Raw genomic sequence first — 22,482 nt, forward strand, 5'->3', positions numbered from 1 at the left:
TTGGCTGAGCAACGCATCCGCCAGAACACGGAAGTCACCTTGCACTTTGCACTGCGCCTGGAGAACGGCGACACCGTCGACAGCACCTTCGACAAAGCCCCGGCGACCTTCCAGGTCGGCGACGGCAACCTGTTGCCAGGTTTCGAAGCGGCACTGTTCGGCTTCAAGGCGGGCGACAAGCGTACGCTGACGATTCAGCCGGAAAACGCGTTCGGCCAGCCGAACCCGCAAAACGTACAGATCATCCCGCGTTCGCAGTTCAAGGACATGGACCTGTCACCGGGTTTGCTGGTGATCTTCAACGATGCGGCGAATACTGAGCTGCCTGGCGTGGTGAAAGAATTCGATGACGAGCAAGTGACCATCGACTTCAACCACCCGCTGGCCGGCAAGACTTTGACCTTTGACGTCGAGATCATCAGCGTCAAATCGCTGTAACTGACCGAACACGGTCAAAATGTGGGAGCGAGCAGGCTCGCTCCCACATTAAGTTTTTCACTGTTTTCGCTATTTCTTGCGCGCAAGACACGAGGCACAGTATGCAAATCAAACTCGCCAACCCCCGTGGCTTCTGCGCCGGTGTGGACCGCGCGATCGAAATCGTCAACCGCGCCCTGGAAGTGTTCGGGCCGCCGATCTACGTGCGCCACGAAGTGGTCCACAACAAATTCGTCGTCGAAGACCTGCGTGCTCGCGGGGCGATCTTCGTTGAGGAACTGGATCAGGTGCCGGACGACGTCATCGTGATCTTCAGTGCCCACGGCGTTTCCCAGGCTGTGCGTACCGAAGCCGCCGGCCGTGGTCTCAAGGTGTTCGATGCGACCTGCCCGCTGGTGACCAAGGTGCACATCGAAGTCGCGCGCTACAGCCGCGATGGTCGTGAATGCATCCTCATCGGCCACGCCGGTCATCCGGAAGTCGAAGGCACCATGGGCCAGTACGATGGCAGCAATGGCGGTGCGATTTACCTGGTCGAAGACGAGAAAGACGTCGCCGCGTTGCAGGTGAGTAACCCGGAAAAACTCGCTTTCGTGACCCAGACCACCCTGTCCATGGACGACACCAGCCGCGTGATCGACGCACTGCGTGCACGTTTCCCTGCGATTGGTGGTCCGCGCAAGGACGACATCTGCTATGCCACGCAAAACCGTCAGGACGCGGTCAAGCAACTGGCCGACGAATGCGACGTTGTGTTGGTGGTCGGCAGCCCGAACAGCTCCAACTCCAATCGCTTGCGTGAACTGGCCGAGCGCATGGCCACCCCGGCTTACCTGATCGACGGCGCCGAAGACCTGCAAAAGAGCTGGTTTGAGGGTGTCGAGCGTATCGGCATTACTGCCGGCGCCTCGGCTCCGGAAGTGTTGGTGCGCGGCGTGATCCAGCAATTGCAGGCGTGGGGCGCCACCGGTGCCGACGAACTGGCCGGTCGCGAGGAGAACATCACGTTCTCCATGCCTAAAGAGTTACGCGTGCGCTCGTTGCTTTAACGTTGACATAAAGCCTGCTCAGCTTTATCGCTGCGCAGGCTGACGCGACCCGTGGCGGCCAGCACCACCTGGAGCTGGCTGACCGGTTCGCGGGCTGCGCAAAAGTGCACTGTCCCCGCTTGAAAGGCTCGTCCGGGCATCTGGGGTTCGCCGATCCCGCTGAATCGAACATATCGCCTGACCGGCTGATTGCCGACAATCGCCCCCCGAGCGCTCCCCGCGCGCTCAACCAGCAGCGGATTGCTGCTGTCCTTCGATCCTTTGCCACTGATGTCCAGAATGATCCGCCAGCCCTGACCCCAATCTCCGTTGATGCCATGAATCACAACGGCCTGATTGCGTGTGATGGCCAGGGTTCTGGCGTTGCGTATTCCACTGATCAAAGCGTTCGCCGCCGCTTCGCGATGGTTCGATTCAGTGAGAGCCGCAAACGCTGGACTGACCAACAGCAGAACAATTGCGGCAATCGCCAGTCCCATAAGCAGTTCGATCAGGCTGAAACCTTGCTGATGCATGGCATTTCCCTCCCTGGAGTGGTGTGGCCCGCGCAATCCTTGCGCGAGTAATGGCAAAACAATCCGCCTGGGCCGGTCGAATGTTCTAGCGTGTAGAAGCAGGTATAGCCGACGGCAACGGAGGGCACCGATGGATCATCGTACAAAAGGTTTCACGCTGATCGAGTTGTTGATCACGCTCGCGGTGTTTCTGATCCTGATCACCCTGGCCGTGCCGGCGTTTACCCGATCGGTGCAAACCACCCGGGCCGATACCGAAATCGGCGATTTGCAGCGTGGACTCAATTTCGCCCGACTGGAGGCCATCGACCGTGGCATCACCACCCGGGTCCGTCCGACGGCGGGCGGCAGTGTGTGGACCGGTGAATTGACGGTCTATGACGGTACTGGCACACCGGCCAATGTATTGCGGGTTGTTCCAGCGATGAGCGGCGGCGCCACTCTGACGCTAACCTCAGGAGTGACCGCGCTGGACTTCAACAACCTGGGCGGTTTGTCGGCACCGTCCACCGCCGTGGTCATCAACTATGTATCGGGGACGCAAAGCAGGACGCTGAATGTGTGTTTGAACGGACGAATTCTATTGGGTGGAAGTTGCGGATGAGGGAATGGAGCAAGCGTGCACAGGAGGGCATGACACTGATCGAAGTTTTGGTGGCGTTGTTGATACTGACCGTGGGGCTATTGGGGGCGGCGGCGATTCAGCTCAATGCGCTGAAGTACACCGACAGTTCACGGATGACCAGCCAGGCGAGTTTTATCGCCTACGACATGATGGACCGCATCCGCGCCAATTCCGCCGCCGATTACACCGTCACGCCTCCGACCTCGGGCAACCTGAGTGTCGCCCGGGACCAGGACCTCTACGATTTCACCACCAACATCGTCAATTTCGGCGGCGCGACGGCCACCGGCAGCGTGACGCTGAACCAGCGGGTTTACACCATCACTATCACCTGGGATGACGCGCGTGCCGCCAATACCGCCAACGCGCGCCGCAGCTTTGTCCTGACCAGCCGCGCCGCGGTCGACCCGGCGTCCACGCCATGAACCGCACCAGCCGAGGGTTCGGTTTGATCGAGTTGTTGATTGCGCTGGCGTTGAGTCTGATCGTGGTCTTGGGCGTGGCGCAGATTTTCATCGCGGCGAAAAACACCTACGTCAGTCAGAACATCTCCGCCGGCATGCAGGAAGACGCGCGTTTTGTGTTGAGCAAAATGATTCAGGAAATCCGCATGGTCGGCATGTTCGGCTGTTTGGGGAACATCACCGATTCAAGTACGGGGGGGAGCTTCGCTGTCAGTCAGACAACACCGATCAGCTGGGATAATGCCAACCTCAAATTGACCCTCGTGACCGCTGATGTGGGAGCGGGTGGCGGGGCGCCAGTCTGGACAGTGGTTTCCGATTGTCGAAACACGGCGACGGCTTATACAAATCCACCGGCTCTGACATCGGGGCAGTTGGCGTTTCCGATCCGCCGGTTGATCTACAGCTTCAGCAACAACCAGATATTGATGGGGGCCGGCGCCGGCACGCCCACCCAGTACGTGCTGGTGAACAACGTGAGGGCGTTCAACGTGAGTTTCGGCCTCGCCAGTTCCGCCACTGATCTGGCAGCTTCCAGTTACAGCAGCAACCCGTCGGACCCCGCACGCATCCGCAGCGTACGCTTGAGCCTGATCCTCTTCGACCCGAATAACCGTGTTCACGACCAGACCTTCAGCGTGGTTGCCGCCTTGCGCAACCGTCTGCCATGAGGGTGGCCGCCATGACCTCTCATGTCCAGCGTGGCATGGCGCTGCTGGTCAGCCTGGTGTTTCTGCTGTTGCTGACACTGATCGGCCTTTCTTCGATGCAGAACGCCACCCTGCAGGAAAAGATGGCCGGCAGCGTGAGCCTGCGCAACCAATCGTTTCAGGGGGCCGAAGCGGCGTTGCGCGTGGGTGAAAGCGCGGTGCAGCTGGACAGCTATTCATTGCCGGTCTGCAGCCAGTGCACGCCGCCGGCCGAGGCCACGAGCATCACGGCCGCGGGTCTCAACTCCAGCTCTGGAGTGACGTGGATCGCTTCCGGCAGTGGCTTTTACGCAGTGCAAAACATCGGCACCACACTCAACGCCGTCAATGTGCCAAGCAATACCTCGGCGACGCTTTACCGGGTGACCGCCGTCGGCATCGCGGGCAACTCGCGCAGCATCGTGGAGAGTATTTATGCGAAGTACTGAAGGGCGCGCCCGTGTTTGGCGGCTGCTTTGCGGCGTTGTGTTCGGACTTTATTTGTCGGCTCCGGCGTATGCCTTCACGCCTTCGGATTCACCGCTGTTAAGCGCTGCGGCTGTTCCTCCGAACGTGATGTTGCTGATCGACGATTCGGGAAGCATGAACAGCATCCTTTACGCCGCCGGGTTCGATCCGACCGTCACGGGGCGCACGCCCGCCAGACAATGTAATTTTTTCCTCGGGCTGTGTTTGAGCGGCAGCGACATCGTCGGTGATTCGATCTTTCTTTCCAGCCTGCCGCAGTCCGGATGTTCCAGTGGGGCCTACGCGTTTTACAACAACAGCCTGGCGCCGTTGTGCCTGAAGTTGCCGGATCCGGTCGGCAATGAAAACACCCGGTACTCCGACGATTACCTGTCGTACCTGGTGGGCCTGGCCAACGGCAGCAACCGGGACTTTACCACCGGTTCGATCCCCAACGACTACCGCATGAACGTGGCGCGAAATGTGTCCACGGCACTGGTGAGCAGCAACCGCGGCCTGCGCATGGGGCTTGCGACCTTCAACCCGGTGAACAGCAGCAACTCCGGTAATGGCGGCTTCATTGCGCGCTTGATCAGTGATCTGTCAGTGGTGAGCGGCAGCGTGACCCAGTCGCAGGCCGACAACAATTACAACAACCTGATCAATTCCATCAACGGCTTGAGCGCCGTGGCCAACACCCCGCTGGCGGAAACCTATTACGAAATCACCCGCTACTTCCGGGGGCTGGCGCCGTACTACAACTCGACGCCGGCCACGTACACCAGCCCGATCCAGTACCGTTGCCAGAAAAACTACGGCGTGGTCATCACCGATGGCCTGCCGACGTTTGACCGCAGCTTCCCGACCAACGATCCGCTGGGAGGAGCTCGCCTGCCGAACTGGGATGGCGTGAACAACGATGGCAACAACCTCAACGGTGACGGCGAGGGTGACACGCTTTACCTCGACGATATCGCCAAGTTCGCGTTCGATATCGACATGCGCTCCACCGGCACCGACGCGGCGGGCAAAAGCTGGAACGCAGTGGACTTCCCGAAACAGAACATGAATACCTACACCGTGGGGTTTACTGCTGCGAACCAGATGCTGTCGGACGCGGCCAGCTATGGGCAGGGCAAGTATTATCAGGCGACCGACAGCGTGGGGCTCAACAGCGCATTGTCGTCGGCGTTGAGTGAGATCACATCCAAGGCCGGTTCCGGGGGGAGCGGGGTCACCAGCGGCACCACCCTGGCCAGCGGTTCCAGTTATTTCCAGACCAGCTATGACCCGAAGGACTGGCGCGGCACCATCAAGTCCTTCGGTTTCACGCCCGCTGGAGCGGTGAACACTGCCGCTGTGCAATGGACCACCGACACCACCCTCGTCCCCGGCGCGACCGCACCGACCTTTCAATCCTGGAACACCTTGAACAACACCGCCGTCACGCTGGCCTACAGCAGTTTTTCCCCGGCGCAGCAGACATCGTTGAGTCAGAGCCTGCCGACCGGCATCACCGGCAGTGATCTGGTGGAGTGGAGCAAGGGCACCAACAAAACCGGGCTCAAGGTGCGCAGCGTATTGCTCGGCGACATCATCAACTCACCGCTGGTGCTGGCATCCCCTGTGGATAAAACCGCCTCTGATCTGCTGGGCGATACCTCCTACAGCACCTACCTGGCCACCAAAGCCGCCAATATGAGTGCCAGTCTGGTGGTGAACGCCAACGACGGCTTTGTGAATGTCATCAACTCGGCCAACGGTGTCAGGCGCTATGCCTACATGCCGTCCAGCGTTTTACCCTCGCTACGCTATATCGCCGATCCAACCTACATCAATGGTGTGAGCCACAAGTACCTGGTCGACGGTCAGCTCGGTGTGTTCGATGCCCAACTCAGCGGCACCTGGAAAACCCTGGCCATCGGCGGAGCCGGGGCGGGTGGCAAAGTCTTCTATGCGCTGCAACTGTTCGATGCCTCGGTGGGTAACGCGTTCAAGGCACTGTGGGAAATCGCTGCGCCGACTACGCCGAGTACGGCAAACGTGTTCAATGACCTGGGTTATGCCTACGCCCGGCCGGAAGTGGCACGCTTGGCCGATGGTCGATGGGCTGCGTTTATTTCCAACGGTTATGGCAGCAACTCCGGGGTCGCTGCGCTGTACGTGGTCGATGTGCGTGACGGCTCGTTGATCAAGAAAGTCGTGGTCGACAGCACTGAAACCACCAATGGTCTGTCGTCGGTGAAACTCAGGGTCAACTCGCAGAATGTGGTGCAAGCCGCCTATGGCGGCGATTTGAAAGGGCGGTTGTGGAAGTTCGATCTGAGCGCCACGGCGCCCGATACCTGGGGCGTAGCCTTTTCCGGAAAACCGTTGTTTACCACGGCAGGCGGCGCCACTCAGCCCATCACCGCGCAACCGTTGCTGGCGGACAATGCATTGGGCGGCAAGGAAGTGTTTGTCGGCACCGGTAAATTCAACGAGACCGCCGACAAGACCAACAAGGATCTACAGGCGTTTTATGCGGTGTGGGATGCGGACGGCGGGGCGGGACAAATCACCGCGACCAGTTTGCAGGCGCAGGCGGTAACCGGTGTGTTTGCAGGGGGCGCCGATCAATTCATCACTACCAGCCAGAACGACGTGACCTACCCGGCAGAGAAGGGGTGGTACTTGCCACTGGTGTACAACAACGTGTTGACCGGCGAGCGGGTGATCAATCAGGCGAGTCTGGTGCTGGGGCGGATCGTTTTTACTACGGCGAGTGTGGACACCACGGACCCGTGTGCCAGCTTCGGCACCGGCAAACTGGTCGAACTGGATGCGTTCAGCGGTAAGATGCTCAACTATGCGGTGCTTGATACCAACGACGACGGCGTGGTCGACAGCGTCGACATGGTGTCGAGCGGGGTGGTGTCCAGCAGCGGCATTCCGAACCTGAATGGCATAGTCAATGGCGGAACCCGTAAATTGGTTAACAGTTCCAGTGGCAGCATCAAAACGCTAGTAGAAAAAGGTGGCGGCGGTAGCCGTCGCATCATGTGGCGACAAATACAGTAAGTGAGAGTTGAGGCATGCGTAGATCCAACCGAGGTTTTACCCTGATCGAAATCATGATCGTGATTGCGATCATCGGGATCGTCATGACCATTGCCGCCCCGAGCTTCACCGAGTACCTGAAGAAGGGCCGGCGCAGCGAAATCGCCGGGGTGTTGTCGGAGCAGGCGCAGATCCTTGAACGCTTCTACACCAAGAGCAATGTCTACACCGGCGCCACAGGTCTGAGCGCCGGCAATGACTATTACACCATCACCCCGACGATCACGGACCAGACCTTCCTGCTGACGGCCGTGCGCAAGACCGGCTCGAGCATGGCAACCGACAAGTGCGGGGATTTCACCCTCACCAATACCGGTGTCCGGAGCATGGTCAACGCAACAGCTGGCCTGACCGCCAAGGATTGCTGGGGTCGCTGAGTTTCCCTTCGGGCGCCTTTGCGCCCTCTGTCTATTTAACGGTTGGATCTGAAGATGATCAGGCAACAGCAAGTGGTGATTGTCGGCGGCGGCGTGATCGGGCTGCTTACGGCGTTCAATCTCGCGTCCGACGTGCGCAGCGTGGTGCTGCTGGATCGTTCGAACGTCGGGCAGGAGTCGTCGTGGGCGGGGGGCGGGATTGTTTCGCCGCTCTATCCGTGGCGCTATAACCCGGCGGTCACCGCGTTGGCGCATTGGTCCCAGGATTTTTATCCACAGCTCGGTGAGCGATTGTTCGCTGCGACCGGGGTTGATCCTGAGGTTCACACCACCGGCCTGTACTGGCTGGACCTGGATGATGAAGCCGAGGCACTGGCGTGGGCCAAACGGGAAAACCGTCCGCTGCGGGCTGTGGATATCTCGGCGGCCCACGATGCGGTGCCGGTATTGGGTGCGGGGTTTTCGCGGGCGATCTACATGGCCGATGTGGCCAATGTGCGCAATCCGCGGCTGGTGAAGTCGCTGAAGGCGGCATTGATGGCGCTGCCGAATGTGACCATCCATGAGCAGTGCGAAGTCAGCGGGTTCATTCGTGAAGGCGATCAAGTCGTTGGCGTGCAGACCTCGAAGGGTGCCATTCAGGGGGATCAAGTGGTGCTGGCCGCCGGCGCCTGGAGTGGTGATTTACTCAAAAAATTGGGCCTGGCGCTGCCGGTCGAACCGGTGAAAGGGCAGATGATTTTGTACAAGTGCGCGGCGGATTTTTTGCCGAGCATGGTGCTGGCCAAGGGGCGTTACGCGATTCCCCGCCGCGACGGGCACATTCTGATCGGCAGTACGCTGGAGCATGAAGGCTACGACAAGACGCCGACCGATTCGGCTTTGGAGAGCCTGAAGGCGTCGGCGGTGGAGCTGATTCCCGCGTTGGCGGATGCCGAAGTCGTCGGGCATTGGGCCGGGTTACGGCCGGGCTCGCCGGAAGGCATTCCTTACATCGGTCAGGTGCCCGGGTTTGAAGGGCTTTGGCTCAATTGCGGGCATTACCGCAATGGGCTGGTGCTGGCGCCGGCGTCGTGTCAATTGTTTGCGGATGTGATGCTGGGGCGTGAGCCGATAATTGATCCTGCGCCATATGCGCCGGTTGGGCGTATCTAGTCGCAGGATCTTCGGCGACTGTCATATTGCCTTCGTCGGAACGCCGCCCGGAGCAGGCTCGCTCCCACACTGGATCTTTGAACAATGCATAACCCCTGTGGGAGCGGGCTTGCTCGCGAAGGGGCACTCAATCCAGGCCCAGTTTCTTCAGCCTGTAACGCATCGACCTGAACGACAAATTCAACCGCTGAGCCGCCGCCGTACGGTTCCAGCGGGTTTCCTCCAGCGCCTGGAGGATGACTTTGCGCTCGACGTTTTCCAGATAGTCTTCCAGATTGTCGATCTGCGTCAGGTCCGGCACCCCGCCTTCTGCCGAGCAATTACCCTCGGCCAGTCGTAAATCGCTGGCTTCAATCTGCTTGTTCTCGCATAAGGTGTGAGCCCGTTCGAGCACGTTCTCCAGTTCCCGCACATTGCCCGGAAACCGATAGCTTTTCAGCGCATCCAGTGCGAGTGGATGGAGTGTCGCGGCAGGTCGGCCGCTGTCGGCCGCCAAGCGCTTGAGCACATGGCTGGACAATGCCTCGATGTCGTCACGGCGTTCGCGCAAGGGCGGAACCCGCAGTTCGATCACGTTGAGCCGATAGTACAAATCCTGACGAAAACGTTCGGCGGCGATTTCGGCCTCAAGGTCTTTGTGGGTGGCGCACAGGATGCGCACGTCGACCACCGTTTCCTGTTGTTCACCAATACTGCGCACGGCTTTTTCCTGAATCGCACGCAGCAGTTTGACCTGCATCGCCAACGGCAAGTCCGCGACTTCATCGAGGAACAGCGTGCCGCCCTGAGCGGCCTGGAACAGTCCGCGCTTGTCTTCGATGGCGCCGCTGAAGCTGCCTTTACGATGCCCGAAAAACTCGCTTTCCATCAGCTCTGACGGAATCGCCCCACAGTTGACCGGAACGAAGGGGTGATGGGCTCGCGGGCCTTGTTCGTGGATTAGTCTCGCAACCAGCTCCTTGCCGCTGCCGGATTCGCCGCTGATGTACACCGGTGCCTGGCTGCGGGCGAGTTTGTCGATGTGTTTGCGCAGGTTACGCATGGGCAGTGAGTTGCCCAGCAGCCGGCGATCAATCGCGGTAGTGGCGTCAGCGGGAGCAGGCAGGCGCAGCGCGCTGGTGACCAGTTCCCGCAGGCGAGTTAGGTCGACCGGTTTGGTCAGGAAGTCGAAGGCGCCAGCCTTGAGCGCGTTGATCGCTGTTTCGAGGCTGCCATAAGCGGTGATCATCGCCACCGGCACCTGTGCGTAACGCTGCTGGATGTGCTGCACCAGCTCAAGGCCGGTGCCGTCGGGCAGGCGCATGTCGGTCAGGCACAGGTCGAAGGTTTCCCGGGCCAGCAAGGCTTGGGCGTCGCCGAGGTTGCGGGCACTGAAGGTGTCGAGTTTCATCCGTCCCAGGGTGATTTCCAGGAGTTCGCGGATATCCGGTTCGTCGTCGACGATCAGGACCTTGGGCCGTGGGCTCATGTTCAACTTTGTTTCCGTCCGTGAGCAAAAGTGATGCGAAAGCAGCCGCCGCCTTGGCGTGATTTGAAGTCTAGGCGGGCCTGGTTGCTTTCGCACAGCTCACGGGACAGATAAAGCCCCAGGCCTGTGCCTTGGCTACTGGTGGTAAAAAACGGTTCGAACAGATGCCCCTGCTGGTCTGGCGCCACGCCGGGGCCGTTGTCCACCACCTCGAGCATCGGCAATTGGCTGTCGGCATCGACAAACAACTCGAGCCAGACCTGAGCCGGGTCGTGATTCAGGGCGCTGTGGCGCCAGGCATTGCGCAACAAATTGTCCAGAACCTGGGTGAGCTGGTTCGGGTCCATCAAGGTGGTGAAGTCGCCGGAACCTATACACAGGTGGATCTGCTGGGCGTCGTTCGCGTTCTCACGGGTTTCAGCGACGAACCTTTCCAGCCACGGCTTCAGGTCCAGCCTTTGCGGGACGGTTTGCTGGCGGCGGGACAGTTGCAGGACGTTTTCGATAACCCTATTCATTCGCTGAGAGTGGTCTTGAATAATCTGGGTCAGACGCCGATCCGCACCGTTGAGTTCCTCGGATTCGCGCAGCAATTGCGCGGCATGACTAATGGCACCCAATGGATTGCGGATTTCATGGGCAATACCCGCCGTCAGTCGACCGAGGGCGGCGAGTTTCAGTTGCTGTGCCTGTTGCGCGACCTGAGCGATGTCTTCGAGGAAAACCAGGGTCTGAGGATTCGGGCTTTGGTCCAGGGCAATGAAACTGGGTTGCAGCTCCAGACCGCTGCCTGGAATTTTCAGACTTTGCGGGCGCAAGGTCGGATTGTTGAACCACAGCTGCAGACGTTCGACCAGCGTCGGGGAAAAATCGTCGATCAGCCGTCCATCGAGTGCTTTGTGCCCCAGCAGGATCAATGCGCTGTGGTTGGCCAGTTGCACTCGTCGCTGTTCGTCGAGCACCAGAATCCCCGTGCGCATGCGTTGCAGGATCAGCGCGTTGAGCGTTTCGAGTCCCATCACTTCGCCGGCTCGCTGTTCGGCGAGGTGTTCGCTGACTTCCAGGCGTCTGCTCAGCCCTTGCACCAGCAATGCCGCAGCAAAACACAGGGCGCCGAGCATGCCGACTTGCAGGTAATCGTTGGGGCTGGCGGGATGGCTGAAGCTCAGGAGGAAACTCAAACCGACGATGCCCAGCGCGCCGACCGCGGCGATCAACAGGCCGACACGTCCTCGCAGCAGGGTATTGCTGATGGCCACCGACACAATCAACAGATTGCCGATGGCGCTGGCCACTCCGCCCGCAGCGTAGAACAAACCGCAGAGCAGCAGGACATCGACCAGCGCCAGGCTGAACAGCTGCGCCGGCCGGCGGGTGTTTCCCAGAAACACCACCAGCAGAATGTTCAGTACCAGGTACAGCCAGCTGCCATTACGCAACAGGTCGTCATTGGCGAACGCCAGCAACTGGTTGTCCAGGTTGCTGGTCATCAACAGCACCAGAGTGATGCCGATGCTTAAACGGTAGAGGTGATAGAGGCGCAGCAGTCGCTGAGCCTGTTTGCCGCCGGGACTGGAGGTCTCAGCGACCACTTGGGCCCGGGCCTTGCTCGAGGTGAGCCTGGCTGCAATACCACTGTTGTTGAAGGCTCAGCGCGCGGTCGCGGGGCAGGTGTACGCCGCAATGGGCGCAACGGACCATGGGCGCAGCCTCCAGCTCGGCGGAGGACCTTGGGGCATTGGCCGCGCCCTTGAACTTGCGCCAGAACCATACTGCAGCGGCAATCAGGGCGATCCAGAACAATAAACGAAGCATGGTGAGCTGCTTTATGACGAGTGATTCAGCAGTTTAGCCAAGGTCATGGCGAGCGCACAGCGTAATCATCACACCCACAAAAAAGGAGCCTCGCGAGGCTCCTTTTTGTACAACCTGAGGTGTCAGTCGAACACGCCAAAGGTCATGTAACTGAACCACGAGCGGTCGCTGTTGTTGCCTTCGGACTCGTGTTGCTCTTCTTCGACTGCGTCGCCGTTGCCATCTTTAGGCTTGAGCTCGCTCGGAATCGCGTCCTTGGCATCCTGGTACTGCTTCTGCACGTCCTGGTTGGCGCGGGTTTCGCCCGGCGGCAGCGGCGGACGGGATTCGATCAGGCCCAGGGTGGCCTTGCTCAACCACGAACGGTTGTCGGCTTCGGCAACCGAAGGCTGGAACTGACCGTCCACCAGGCTTGGGTGGTTCGGGTAGTTGAGCTTCAGGGTTTCGAGGCTGGTGGCTGCCAGTTCGTCCAGGTGCAGACGCTGGTAGGCTTCGGTCATGACCGCCAGGCCGTCACCGACGGACGGGGTTTCCTGGAAGTTTTCCACCACGTAACGACCACGGTTCGCTGCGGCGACATAGGCCTGACGGGTCAGGTAGTAGTCGGCAACGTGAATCTCGTAGGAGGCCAGCAGGTTGCGCAGATAAATCATGCGCTGCTTGGCATCCGGCGAGTAGCGGCTGTTCGGGAAGCGGCTGGTCAGCTGGGCGAACTCGTTGTAGGAGTCGCGAGCGGCACCCGGGTCACGCTTGGTCATGTCCAGCGGCAGGAAGCGCGCCAGCAGGCCGACGTCCTGGTCGAAAGACGTCAAACCTTTCAGATAGTAGGCGTAATCCACGTTCGGATGCTGCGGGTGCAAGCGAATGAAACGCTCGGCAGCAGACTTGGCGGCTTCAGGCTCAGTGTTCTTGTAGTTGGCGTAAATGAGCTCGAGTTGAGCCTGATCAGCGTAGCGACCGAACGGATAGCGCGATTCCAGAGCCTTCAACTTGGCAATGGCGCTGGTATAGCTACTATTGTCCAGATCGTTCTGAGCCTGCTGGTACAGCTCGACTTCGCTAAGGTTTTCGTCTACGACTTCCTTCGATGAGCAAGCAGCGGTCAATGCGAGGATGGCGATCAGCAGCAGGTGTTTCACTTGCATGGCGGCTTGCGTCCCTATGACGGCCGCTGTCTTGGGCGGGGCCGTCCTGTTATGATGAGCGCCCCGTTGAATAGCCTCGGGGCAAAAGACGCCGTATTTAACCACAAGCGCGCAGCCGAAACCAAAGGCTGTGCCGACGCCTAGTCTGAGCATGTCCGATAAAATTGAACTTCGCGCAGAGGTGCCGTCCGAATTGGGCGGCCAACGCCTCGATCAAGTCGCCGCACAATTATTCGCTGAGCACTCGCGCTCGCGCCTTTCCGCCTGGATCAAAGACGGCCGCCTGACTGTGGATGGGGCGGTTATCCGCCCGCGAGACATCGTTCACGGTGGCGCCATTCTTGAACTGACCGCCGAGCAGGAAGCTCAGGGCGAATGGATCGCTCAAGACATCGAACTGGACATCGTCTATGAAGACGACGACATCCTGGTGATCAACAAACCTGCGGGTCTGGTGGTGCATCCGGCTGCCGGCCACGCTGATGGCACCTTGCTCAACGCCTTGCTGCACCATGTGCCGGACATTATCAATGTGCCCCGCGCCGGTATCGTGCATCGCCTGGACAAGGACACCACCGGTCTGATGGTGGTGGCCAAGACCATTCAGGCGCAGACACAGCTTGTCACGCAATTGCAGAGCCGCAGCGTAAGCCGGATCTACGAATGCATCGTGATCGGCGTGGTGACTGCCGGCGGCAAGATCAACGCGCCGATCGGTCGTCACGGTCAGCAACGCCAGCGCATGGCGGTGATGGAAGGGGGCAAGCAAGCCGTCAGCCATTACCGCGTGCTCGAGCGTTTCCGCTCCCACACTCACGTGCGGGTGAAGCTGGAAACCGGTCGTACGCACCAGATTCGTGTACACATGGCCCACATCAACTACCCGTTGGTCGGAGACCCTGCCTACGGCGGTCGCTTCCGTATCCCGCCGGCAGCCAGTGTGACCATGGTCGAATCGTTGAAGGCGTTCCCGCGTCAGGCCCTGCATGCGCGGTTCCTGGAACTGGATCACCCGACCACCGGTAAGCGCATGAGCTGGGAATCGCCGCTGCCAGACGATTTCGTCTGGTTGCTGACCCTGCTCAAGCAAGACCGTGAGGCGTTCATCGGATGAGTGACTGGCTGATTCCCGACTGGCCTGCGCCTGCCGGGGTGAAAGCCTGTGTGACCACCCGTGCGGGCGGCGTCAGTCTGGCGCCGTTCGACAGCCTCAACCTCGGCGATCACGTCGACGACAGCCCCGAAGCTGTGGCCGAAAATCGCCGTCGCCTCACCGAGCATTTCTCTATTCAACCGGCCTGGCTGCAACAGGTCCACGGCATTGCCGTGGCCCACGCGGACCCAGGCCTGGTCGTCACTGCCGACGCCAGCTGGACAGCCACGCCCGGTATTGCCTGCGCTTCAATGACCGCAGACTGTTTGCCGGCGCTGTTTTGCGACCGTGCCGGCACCCGCGTTGCCGCGGCCCATGCCGGTTGGCGCGGATTGGCGGCGGGTGTGCTGGAAGCGACGCTTGACAGTCTGGAGGTGCCGCCCGCAGACGTATTGGTCTGGCTCGGCCCGGCCATTGGCCCCAAAGCCTTTGAAGTCGGCCCGGAAGTGCGCGAAACCTTCGTCGAGCAATTGCCGGACGCCGCTAAAGCTTTCGAGCCAAGTCGAAACGCCGGCAAGTTCATGGCCGATATCTACGAACTGGCGCGTTTGCGTCTGGCGGCACGCGGTGTCACCGCTGTTTACGGTGGCGGTTTCTGCACCGTGACCGATCCACGCTTCTTTTCTTACCGCCGCAGTCCCCGTACCGGCCGGTTTGCCTCCCTTATCTGGCTCGAACGCTAGACTTCTCTGATCTGCATCAACTGATCGACGCTTGAAACTCCCAGAATCGACCGCATCTATAACGGTATCTGGCAGGTTTCTTCATTCAGGATGATTTATAGGTCCGGCCTGCTCAAAAGGAAGGTGACCCATGCGCATAGATCGTTTAACCAGCAAATTACAGTTAGCACTCTCCGACGCCCAATCCCTGGCCGTCGGCCTCGACCATCCCGGCATCGAGCCGGCGCACTTGATGCAGGCCATGCTCGAACAGCAGGGTGGTTCGATCAAACCCCTGCTGATGCAGGTCGGTTTTGACGTCAACAGCCTGCGTAAGGAGCTGACCAAAGAGCTCGACCAGCTGCCGAAAATCCAGAACCCGACCGGCGACGTGAACATGTCGCAGGACCTGGCGCGCCTGCTCAATCAGGCTGATCGCCTGGCCCAGCAGAAGGGCGACCAGTTCATCTCCAGCGAACTCGTGCTGCTCGCCGCCATGGACGAGAACAGCAAACTCGGCAAGTTGTTGCTGGGGCAGGGCGTGAGCAAGAAAGCCCTGGAAAACGCGATCAATAACCTGCGTGGTGGCGAAGCGGTCAACGATGCCAACCACGAGGAGTCGCGCCAGGCGCTGGATAAATACACCGTCGACCTGACCAAGCGCGCCGAAGAAGGCAAGCTCGATCCGGTGATCGGCCGTGACGACGAAATTCGCCGGACCATTCAGGTCCTGCAACGCCGTACCAAGAACAACCCGGTGCTGATCGGTGAGCCTGGCGTGGGTAAAACTGCCATCGCCGAAGGCCTGGCCCAGCGCATCATCAATGGCGAAGTGCCGGATGGCCTGAAAGGCAAACGCCTGCTGTCCCTCGACATGGGCGCGCTGATCGCCGGTGCCAAGTATCGCGGTGAGTTTGAGGAGCGCCTGAAATCGCTGCTCAACGAGCTGTCGAAGCAGGAAGGGCAGATCATCCTGTTCATCGACGAACTGCACACCATGGTCGGCGCCGGTAAAGGCGAAGGCTCGATGGATGCGGGCAACATGCTCAAGCCTGCCCTGGCTCGCGGCGAGCTGCATTGCGTCGGCGCGACCACGCTCAACGAGTACCGCCAATATATAGAGAAGGATGCGGCCCTCGAACGGCGCTTCCAGAAAGTGCTGGTGGACGAGCCGAGCGAAGAGGACACCATCGCGATTCTGCGTGGCCTCAAAGAGCGTTATGAGGTTCACCACAAGGTGGCGATCACTGATGGCGCGATTATCGCCGCGGCCAAACTCAGCCATCGCTACATCACTGACCGTCAGTTGCCGGACAAGGCCATCGACCTGATCGACGAGGCGGCCAGCCGCATCCGCATGGAGATCGATTCCAAGCCGGAAGTGCTCGACCGTCTGGAGCGTCGCCTGATTCAGTTGAAGGTGGAATCCCAGGCACTGAAGAAAGAAAGCGATGAAGCGGCGATCAAACGCCTGGAAAAACTCCAGGAAGAAATCGTCCGCCTCGAGCGTGAGTATTCGGACCTCGAAGAAATCTGGAATTCTGAAAAAGCCGAAGTCCAGGGTTCTGCGCAGATCCAGCAAAAGATCGAACAGTCCCGTCAGGAACTGGAAGCCGCACGCCGTAAAGGCGACCTGAACCGCATGGCCGAGCTGCAATACGGGGTCATCCCGGATCTGGAGCGCAGCCTGCAAATGGTCGACCAACACGGCAAAAGCGAGAACCAGTTGCTGCGCAGCAAGGTGACAGAGGAAGAAATCGCTGAAGTCGTGTCGAAGTGGACCGGCATCCCCGTGTCGAAAATGCTCGAAGGCGAGCGCGACAAGCTGATGAAGATGGAAAGCCTGTTGCACCAGCGTGTGATCGGCCAGGACGAAGCAGTAATCGCGGTCTCCAACGCCGTGCGACGTTCCCGGGCCGGGTTGTCCGACCCGAATCGCCCGAGCGGTTCGTTCATGTTCCTCGGCCCGACCGGTGTCGGTAAAACCGAGCTGTGCAAGGCACTGGCCGAGTTCCTCTTTGATACTGAAGAGGCCATGGTGCGGATCGACATGTCCGAGTTCATGGAGAAACATTCCGTGGCCCGGCTGATTGGCGCCCCACCAGGCTATGTGGGCTATGAAGAGGGCGGTTACCTGACCGAGGCGGTGCGTCGCAAGCCTTACTCGGTGATCCTCCTGGACGAGGTCGAGAAGGCCCACCCGGATGTGTTCAACATCTTGCTGCAAGTGCTGGAAGATGGCCGCTTGACCGACAGCCATGGCCGCACGGTGGATTTCAAGAACACCGTGATCGTCATGACGTCCAACCTGGGCTCGGTGCAGATCCAGGAACTGGTCGGTGATCGTGAGGCACAGCGCGCGGCGGTGATGGACGCGATTTCCACCCACTTCCGGCCGGAGTTCATTAACCGGGTCGACGAAGTGGTGATCTTCGAGCCTTTGGCGCGGGATCAGATTGCGGGCATTACCGAGATCCAGTTGGGTCGCCTGCGCAGTCGCCTGACCGAGCGTGAGCTGAAACTGGAGTTGAGCCCTGAGGCCATGGATAAGCTGATCGCGGTGGGTTACGACCCGGTATACGGCGCACGTCCGCTCAAACGAGCGATTCAGCGCTGGATCGAGAACCCGCTGGCCCAGTTGATTCTGTCGGGTCATTTCATGCCAGGCGATACCGCCAAGGGTGTGGTGGAAAACGACGAAATCGTATTCGTCTGACCCATCCGGTCAACAAAACTGACGAGGCCTCGCATTGCGAGGCCTTTTTTTCGCCAGGCTGTTGAACTCTAAGGAAAAGGCTTGTAAAGTGCGCCCCGCAGTCAGTCACCCGCCAGGGTTTCCGCTCCCCAAGCAGGAATCCAAAATAAGTTGCAAATCATTAACTTGAAAGCAATTTAGGGGGTTGACAGAGGTGCTGAAGATTGTAGAATAGCGCGCCTCAGACACACGAACGCAGCGATGCGAACGGGTCGAAGAGAATGCGAAAAGCTTCACCGTTGTAAATTGAAATATGTAGTTCCGTGATAGCTCAGTCGGTAGAGCAAATGACTGTTAATCATTGGGTCCCAGGTTCGAGTCCTGGTCACGGAGCCAATTTCAAACCGGGGTATAGCGCAGTCCGGTAGCGCGCCTGCTTTGGGAGCAGGATGTCAGGAGTTCGAATCCCCTTACCCCGACCATTTTTGGGTCGTTAGCTCAGTTGGTAGAGCAGTTGGCTTTTAACCAATTGGTCGTAGGTTCGAATCCCACACGACCCACCATTTTTGAAACCAGTTAACGCTGGGATCAGATCTTAAGATCAGAGGCCAAAAGCGCTGATCGAAGAAGGCGACTTGTGAAGGTCGCCTTTTTTTTACCGGGGTATAGCGCAGTCCGGTAGCGCGCCTGCTTTGGGAGCAGGATGTCAGGAGTTCGAATCCCCTTACCCCGACCATATTAAAAATCCTCGTATCGAAAGATACGGGGATTTTTTTTGTCTGCCGTTTTTTGTCTGCCGCTTTTTGTTTGCCAAAAAATGCGATCCCCTTCAAGTCATCGTACAACTTGCCGATAGCGAAGCGACGGGGTTCTGTCGACACACGCCCCTTATCCAGGCCATTACAAGAAAAGGGCGTTCGTTATGTTGCTTCGTCAGTTGAATATTGCTCCTCGGGCGGCCTTGGGGTTTGCCCTGATTGCCGTGTTGGTCGCCTTGCTTGGCGTGTTTGCGCTGGGTCAGATGTCGAGCATTCGCGATAGTGAAGTGGCGGTGGAGAAGCAATGGCTGCCGAGCATTCGCGGTGGCGACGAGATCCGCGAGCTCATGCTGCGCATCCGCACCATTTCCCTGCGCATGGCCCTGGATCAGGACCCCAAGAACATTCCTCAATACCGCAGCCAGATGGATACCCGCGACAAGGAGCTCAGCGACCGGATCGCCGCGTACGACAAGCTGGTAAACACCGCCGAAGGCAAGGCGTTATATGACCAGTTCAAAACCACCTTCGCGGCCTACCGTTCCGGTATTGCCCAATCGTTTTCACTGGCGGAACAAGGTCGTCGTGACGAACTGACCAAACTGCTGCTGATCGACATGAAAACCGTGGTCGATGGCTCCGGCAAACAACTCACTGACCTGGCAGACCTGTTCGCCAGGCAAGTCGCCGCCGAAAGCGAGAAATCTGCCGCGCATTACGATACCTCGCGAACGATTGTCAGCCTGTTCATCGCGTTGGCAGCGCTGGCCACCGTCGGACTGGCCATGTTACTCACTCGCAGCATCGTCAAACCCTTGGGCGAAGCGCTGCAGGCTGCGGAAAACGTCGCACGTGGCGACCTCACGCGTGCGATCGAAACCCATGGCAACGACGAAGTCAGCCGCTTGCTCAAGGCGCTGGCAACCATGCAGCAGAACCTGCGCGAAACCTTGCAAGGCATCAGCGGCTCGGCGGCGCAACTGGCGACGGCGGCGGACGAGTTGAACGCGGTCACCCTCGACAGCACGCAAAACCTGCAGCAGCAGAACAACGAGATCGAACAGGCTGCCACCGCCGTTAACGAGATGACCACGGCGGTGGAGGAAGTTGCTCGCAATGCGGTGTCGACGTCCGACGCTACGCGCCAATCCAGCGATTCCGCCCACGCCGGTCAGGAGCGCGTCAGCGAAACGGTCGCGGCCATCGGTGCGCTGGCCAGTGATGTGCAGGTGACGGGTGGCCTGGTGCAGTCCCTGGCCAACCAGTCGCAGGACATTGGCAAGGTGCTGGATGTGATTCGCGCGATTGCCGAGCAGACCAATCTGTTGGCGCTCAACGCTGCCATCGAAGCGGCACGCGCCGGGGAAAGCGGTCGAGGATTTGCGGTGGTGGCCGATGAAGTTCGCGCACTGGCTTATCGCACGCAGCAATCGACCCAGGAAATCGAACAAATGGTTCAGGGCATGCGCAGCGGCTCGACCCAGGCGCTGGATTCGATGCAAGCGAGCTCGACTCGCGCAGCGACGACTCTGGCCCTGGCTGAGCGTGCGGGCGAGGCGTTGCAGACCATCACTGACTCGGTTCACCAGATCCATGAGCGTAATCTGGTGATCGCCAGCGCTGCCGAAGAACAGGCGCAAGTGGCGCGAGAAGTGGACCGCAATCTGGTGAACATCCGCGACCTGTCCGTGCGTTCCGCTGCCGGGGCGAATCAGACCAGTGCTTCCAGCCATGAGCTCTCACGCTTGGCCAATTCGTTGAGCACCATGGTGCAGCGCTTCCAGGTGTAAATCCGCCAGATGAAAAAAGCCCCGCTTCTGGGTGGAGAAAGCGGGGCGTGGTGTTCTGAAACTTAGGCGCCGTCTTGGTCTTTCAGGTGCTCGAACAAACCTTTTGGCATTTTCTTGCCGTTGGCTTCGTAGTTGGCTTTCACGTTATCGAACGCTTCTTGCTCGTCGATGAAGCCATCGTGGTTGGTGTCGATCTTGTCGAAGTTGGATTTCGGCGCGACAGCCTGGAATTCGGCGCGGGAGACTTTGCCGTCACCGTCGGTATCGGTCTTTGCCATCGACGCATCGCCGCACTTGCCTTCGCCACATTTGCCTTCAGGGGTTTTCACCACCTGTTCGGCCGAGGCCAGCAGATAACCTTGAGTCAGGGGCTGCGAAGCGAAGACGGAGCCGGTCAACATCATGCCACCGGCCAGAACAGCGCCAAGCAGACCAATAGTGTTTTTGGTAGTACGGGACATTTCAATTCTCCTGGGTTGCACGACACAACCACTTGATAAAGGGTTGCCACGTAAGTGCGGCGACAACCGAAGCGGGCGGGTAGCCTTGCTCGGGTGTGGCCATTTAGCGGGTTGGGTGTATCGCTACTGTGTCGCGCAAGGGGGAGTTTGTAAGCGAAGGGGCGAAAACGCGGGGGAGATACAGTGAGACACAGATCTTCAGGGCAATGAATAACAAATGTGGGAGCGGGCTTGCTCGCGAAAGCGGAGTGCCAGGCAACATTCATGTCGACTGATACTCCCTCTTCGCGAGCAAGCCCGCTCCCACACTAGACCGAGTTAGTGCAGTTTGAGTCGCGGCTCAGTCCCGCGCCCGATTTTGCTGCCCAGCATCAGCATTGCCGTACGAAACGCCCCATACAGCGCCATCTGGTGCATGCGGTACAGCGACACGTAAAACATTCGCGCCAGCCAGCCTTCCAGCATCACGCTGCCGGTCAGGTTGCCCATCAAGTTACCCACAGCCGAAAAACGCGACAGCGAGATCAACGAGCCATAATCGGTGTACTTGTACTCCGGCAACGCCTTGCCCTCGATCCGCAGCTTCAGTGACTTGGCCAGCAACGACGCCTGCTGATGCGCCGCCTGAGCGCGCGGCGGCACATTGCGATCAGTGCCTGGTTGCGGGCAGGCCGCGCAATCGCCGAACGCGAAGATGTTCTCGTCGCGGGTGGTTTGCAGGGTCGGCAGCACTTGCAGCTGATTGATGCGGTTGGTTTCCAGGCCATCGATGTCTTTGAGGAAACCCGGTGCACGAATCCCCGCAGCCCAGACTTTAAGGCTCGCGTTGATCACTTTGCCGTCGGCAGTGATCAGGCTGTCGGCCGTCACTTCACTCACCGTCGCATTGGTCATGACGTTGACCCCGAGTTTCTCCAGGGTTTTATGCACAGGCCCGCCGATTCGTTCCGGCAAGGCTGGCAATACCCGAGGACCGGCTTCGATCAGAGTGATGTGCATGTTTTCCGGTTTGATCCGGTCCAGACCATAAGCTGCCAATTCATGCGCCGCGTTGTGCAGCTCGGCGGCCAGTTCAACACCGGTGGCACCGGCGCCGACGATAGCGACGCTGATCTGTTCGACCTTGTCGGTCTGCCCGGCATGGGCACGCAGATAATGGTTGAGCAGTTGCTGGTGGAAGCGCTCGGCCTGTTTGCGGGTGTCGAGGAACAGGCAATGCTGCGCCGCGCCCTGGGTGCCAAAATCGTTGGTGGTGCTGCCGACCGAGATCACCAGCGAGTCGTAACCCACTTCACGGGCGGGCACCAGTTCCAGGCCTGCTTCGTCGTAAGTGGCGGCCAGCTGGATTTTTTTCTGCGTGCGATCGAGCCCGCTCATGCGCCCCAGCTGGAACTCGAAGTGGTTCCATTTGGCTTGGGCAACATAGTTAAGTTCGTCTTCGGAAGAGTTCAGCGACCCGGCCGCCACTTCATGCAGCAGCGGTTTCCAGATGTGGGTCAGGTTCGCGTCGACCAGCATCACACTGGCCGTGCCACGCTTGCCCAGAGTCTTACCCAGACGGGTAGCCAACTCCAGACCGCCGGCGCCGCCGCCAACGATGACAATACGATGAGTCATGGGGATATCTCGCAAGGCTAAAAGAAATCGGTGCAGTCA

The 22,482-nt window shown here is 59.5% G+C and carries 19 protein-coding genes, 4 tRNA genes and 2 pseudogenes; 18 read left to right on the plus strand and 7 right to left on the minus strand.

Annotated features, from left to right (window positions below; genetic code table 11):
• Nucleotides 1-438: an FKBP-type peptidyl-prolyl cis-trans isomerase gene (gene fkpB / locus BK660_RS12285; protein WP_174602658.1), complete on the plus strand. Its 438-nt coding sequence runs from the start codon at nt 1-3 to the stop codon at nt 436-438.
• 101 nt (nt 439-539) lie between these two features.
• Nucleotides 540-1,487 (plus strand): 4-hydroxy-3-methylbut-2-enyl diphosphate reductase, encoded by a 948-nt coding sequence (gene ispH / locus BK660_RS12290; protein ID WP_123433515.1) that lies wholly within the window; start codon nt 540-542, stop codon nt 1,485-1,487.
• On the opposite strand, the gene BK660_RS12295 is transcribed toward ispH, so the two are convergent.
• Nucleotides 1,484-2,002: a GspH/FimT family pseudopilin gene (locus tag BK660_RS12295; protein WP_123433516.1), complete on the minus strand. Its 519-nt coding sequence runs from the start codon at nt 2,000-2,002 to the stop codon at nt 1,484-1,486. The two genes, ispH and BK660_RS12295, sit on opposite strands and share 4 nt — an antisense overlap.
• A 130-nt stretch (nt 2,003-2,132) precedes the next feature.
• Between BK660_RS12295 and BK660_RS12300 the strand changes: the two genes are divergently transcribed.
• From BK660_RS12300 to thiO, 7 genes are read left to right on the plus strand one after another with little or no spacing between them, the layout of a single operon-like run.
• Complete coding sequence (locus BK660_RS12300; protein WP_123433517.1) at nt 2,133-2,606, plus strand: GspH/FimT family pseudopilin; 474 nt, start codon at nt 2,133-2,135, stop codon at nt 2,604-2,606.
• Nucleotides 2,603-3,052 (plus strand): type IV pilus modification protein PilV, encoded by a 450-nt coding sequence (gene pilV / locus BK660_RS12305; RefSeq protein WP_123433518.1) that lies wholly within the window; start codon nt 2,603-2,605, stop codon nt 3,050-3,052. Before BK660_RS12300 ends, pilV begins: the two co-directional genes overlap by 4 nt.
• Nucleotides 3,049-3,762 carry a PilW family protein gene (locus BK660_RS12310; protein WP_123433519.1) on the plus strand — a complete coding sequence of 238 codons (714 nt, stop codon included), beginning with the start codon at nt 3,049-3,051 and terminating at the stop codon, nt 3,760-3,762. Before pilV ends, BK660_RS12310 begins: the two co-directional genes overlap by 4 nt.
• On the plus strand, nt 3,759-4,229 hold the full coding sequence (locus BK660_RS12315) for a pilus assembly PilX family protein (protein WP_123433520.1): 471 nt from the start codon (nt 3,759-3,761) through the stop codon (nt 4,227-4,229). Before BK660_RS12310 ends, BK660_RS12315 begins: the two co-directional genes overlap by 4 nt.
• A complete protein-coding gene (locus BK660_RS12320) occupies nt 4,216-7,308 on the plus strand; it encodes a pilus assembly protein (protein WP_123433521.1) in 3,093 nt (1,030 codons plus the stop codon). Before BK660_RS12315 ends, BK660_RS12320 begins: the two co-directional genes overlap by 14 nt.
• A gap of 14 nt (nt 7,309-7,322) precedes the next feature.
• Nucleotides 7,323-7,724 carry a type IV pilin protein gene (locus BK660_RS12325; protein WP_123433522.1) on the plus strand — a complete coding sequence of 134 codons (402 nt, stop codon included), beginning with the start codon at nt 7,323-7,325 and terminating at the stop codon, nt 7,722-7,724.
• A gap of 54 nt (nt 7,725-7,778) precedes the next feature.
• Nucleotides 7,779-8,879 (plus strand): glycine oxidase ThiO, encoded by a 1,101-nt coding sequence (gene thiO / locus BK660_RS12330; RefSeq protein ID WP_123433523.1) that lies wholly within the window; start codon nt 7,779-7,781, stop codon nt 8,877-8,879.
• Nucleotides 8,880-9,006: 127 nt separating this feature from the next.
• Here the strand turns inward: thiO and BK660_RS12335 are convergent, their stop codons facing one another.
• The 4 genes from BK660_RS12335 to BK660_RS12350 form a co-directional block, all read right to left on the minus strand.
• Nucleotides 9,007-10,347 (minus strand): sigma-54-dependent transcriptional regulator, encoded by a 1,341-nt coding sequence (locus BK660_RS12335; protein ID WP_123433524.1) that lies wholly within the window; start codon nt 10,345-10,347, stop codon nt 9,007-9,009.
• 2 nt (nt 10,348-10,349) lie between these two features.
• A complete protein-coding gene (locus BK660_RS12340) occupies nt 10,350-11,939 on the minus strand; it encodes a sensor histidine kinase (RefSeq protein WP_123433525.1) in 1,590 nt (529 codons plus the stop codon).
• Nucleotides 11,929-12,162: a PP0621 family protein gene (locus BK660_RS12345; protein ID WP_027924182.1), complete on the minus strand. Its 234-nt coding sequence runs from the start codon at nt 12,160-12,162 to the stop codon at nt 11,929-11,931. The genes BK660_RS12340 and BK660_RS12345 overlap by 11 nt, the downstream gene beginning before the upstream one ends.
• 122 nt (nt 12,163-12,284) lie before the next feature.
• Complete coding sequence (locus BK660_RS12350) at nt 12,285-13,307, minus strand: outer membrane protein assembly factor BamD (protein ID WP_123433526.1); 1,023 nt, start codon at nt 13,305-13,307, stop codon at nt 12,285-12,287.
• A gap of 151 nt (nt 13,308-13,458) precedes the next feature.
• Here BK660_RS12350 and rluD point away from each other — a divergent pair, with 151 nt between their 5' ends.
• The 9 genes and pseudogenes from rluD to BK660_RS33605 all read left to right on the plus strand — a co-directional run.
• Nucleotides 13,459-14,421 (plus strand): 23S rRNA pseudouridine(1911/1915/1917) synthase RluD, encoded by a 963-nt coding sequence (gene rluD, locus BK660_RS12355; protein ID WP_007942311.1) that lies wholly within the window; start codon nt 13,459-13,461, stop codon nt 14,419-14,421.
• Nucleotides 14,418-15,143, plus strand: a complete 726-nt coding sequence (gene pgeF, locus BK660_RS12360) for a peptidoglycan editing factor PgeF (protein ID WP_123433527.1) — start codon at nt 14,418-14,420, stop codon at nt 15,141-15,143. The genes rluD and pgeF overlap by 4 nt, the downstream gene beginning before the upstream one ends.
• 130 nt (nt 15,144-15,273) lie before the next feature.
• Nucleotides 15,274-17,838, plus strand: coding sequence for an ATP-dependent chaperone ClpB (clpB, locus tag BK660_RS12365; RefSeq protein WP_123433528.1), 2,565 nt, complete (start codon nt 15,274-15,276; stop codon nt 17,836-17,838).
• 299 nt (nt 17,839-18,137) lie between these two features.
• A tRNA-Asn gene (locus BK660_RS12370) sits at nt 18,138-18,213 on the plus strand.
• Nucleotides 18,214-18,222: 9 nt separating this feature from the next.
• Nucleotides 18,223-18,299, plus strand: a tRNA-Pro gene (locus BK660_RS12375).
• A gap of 5 nt (nt 18,300-18,304) precedes the next feature.
• Nucleotides 18,305-18,380: transfer RNA gene (locus tag BK660_RS12380), tRNA-Lys, on the plus strand.
• 96 nt (nt 18,381-18,476) lie between these two features.
• A tRNA-Pro gene (locus tag BK660_RS12385) sits at nt 18,477-18,553 on the plus strand.
• Nucleotides 18,554-18,739: 186 nt separating this feature from the next.
• Nucleotides 18,740-19,510, plus strand: a pseudogene (locus BK660_RS33600) (MCP four helix bundle domain-containing protein); the annotation flags it as partial.
• Between the two features lie 207 nt (nt 19,511-19,717).
• A pseudogene (locus tag BK660_RS33605) lies at nt 19,718-20,365 on the plus strand (methyl-accepting chemotaxis protein); the annotation flags it as partial.
• A 62-nt stretch (nt 20,366-20,427) separates the two neighbouring features.
• Here the strand turns inward: BK660_RS33605 and BK660_RS12395 are convergent.
• Nucleotides 20,428-20,826 (minus strand): HvfA family oxazolone/thioamide-modified RiPP metallophore, encoded by a 399-nt coding sequence (locus BK660_RS12395; RefSeq protein WP_027924177.1) that lies wholly within the window; start codon nt 20,824-20,826, stop codon nt 20,428-20,430.
• A 318-nt stretch (nt 20,827-21,144) separates the two neighbouring features.
• Nucleotides 21,145-22,443 carry an NAD(P)/FAD-dependent oxidoreductase gene (locus tag BK660_RS12400; protein WP_123433530.1) on the minus strand — a complete coding sequence of 433 codons (1,299 nt, stop codon included), beginning with the start codon at nt 22,441-22,443 and terminating at the stop codon, nt 21,145-21,147.
• Nucleotides 22,444-22,482: the final 39 nt, after the last annotated feature.

This window comes from Pseudomonas brassicacearum, assembly GCF_003732265.1.
In the GTDB taxonomy this organism is placed as follows: Bacteria; Pseudomonadota; Gammaproteobacteria; order Pseudomonadales; family Pseudomonadaceae; genus Aquipseudomonas; species Aquipseudomonas brassicacearum_D.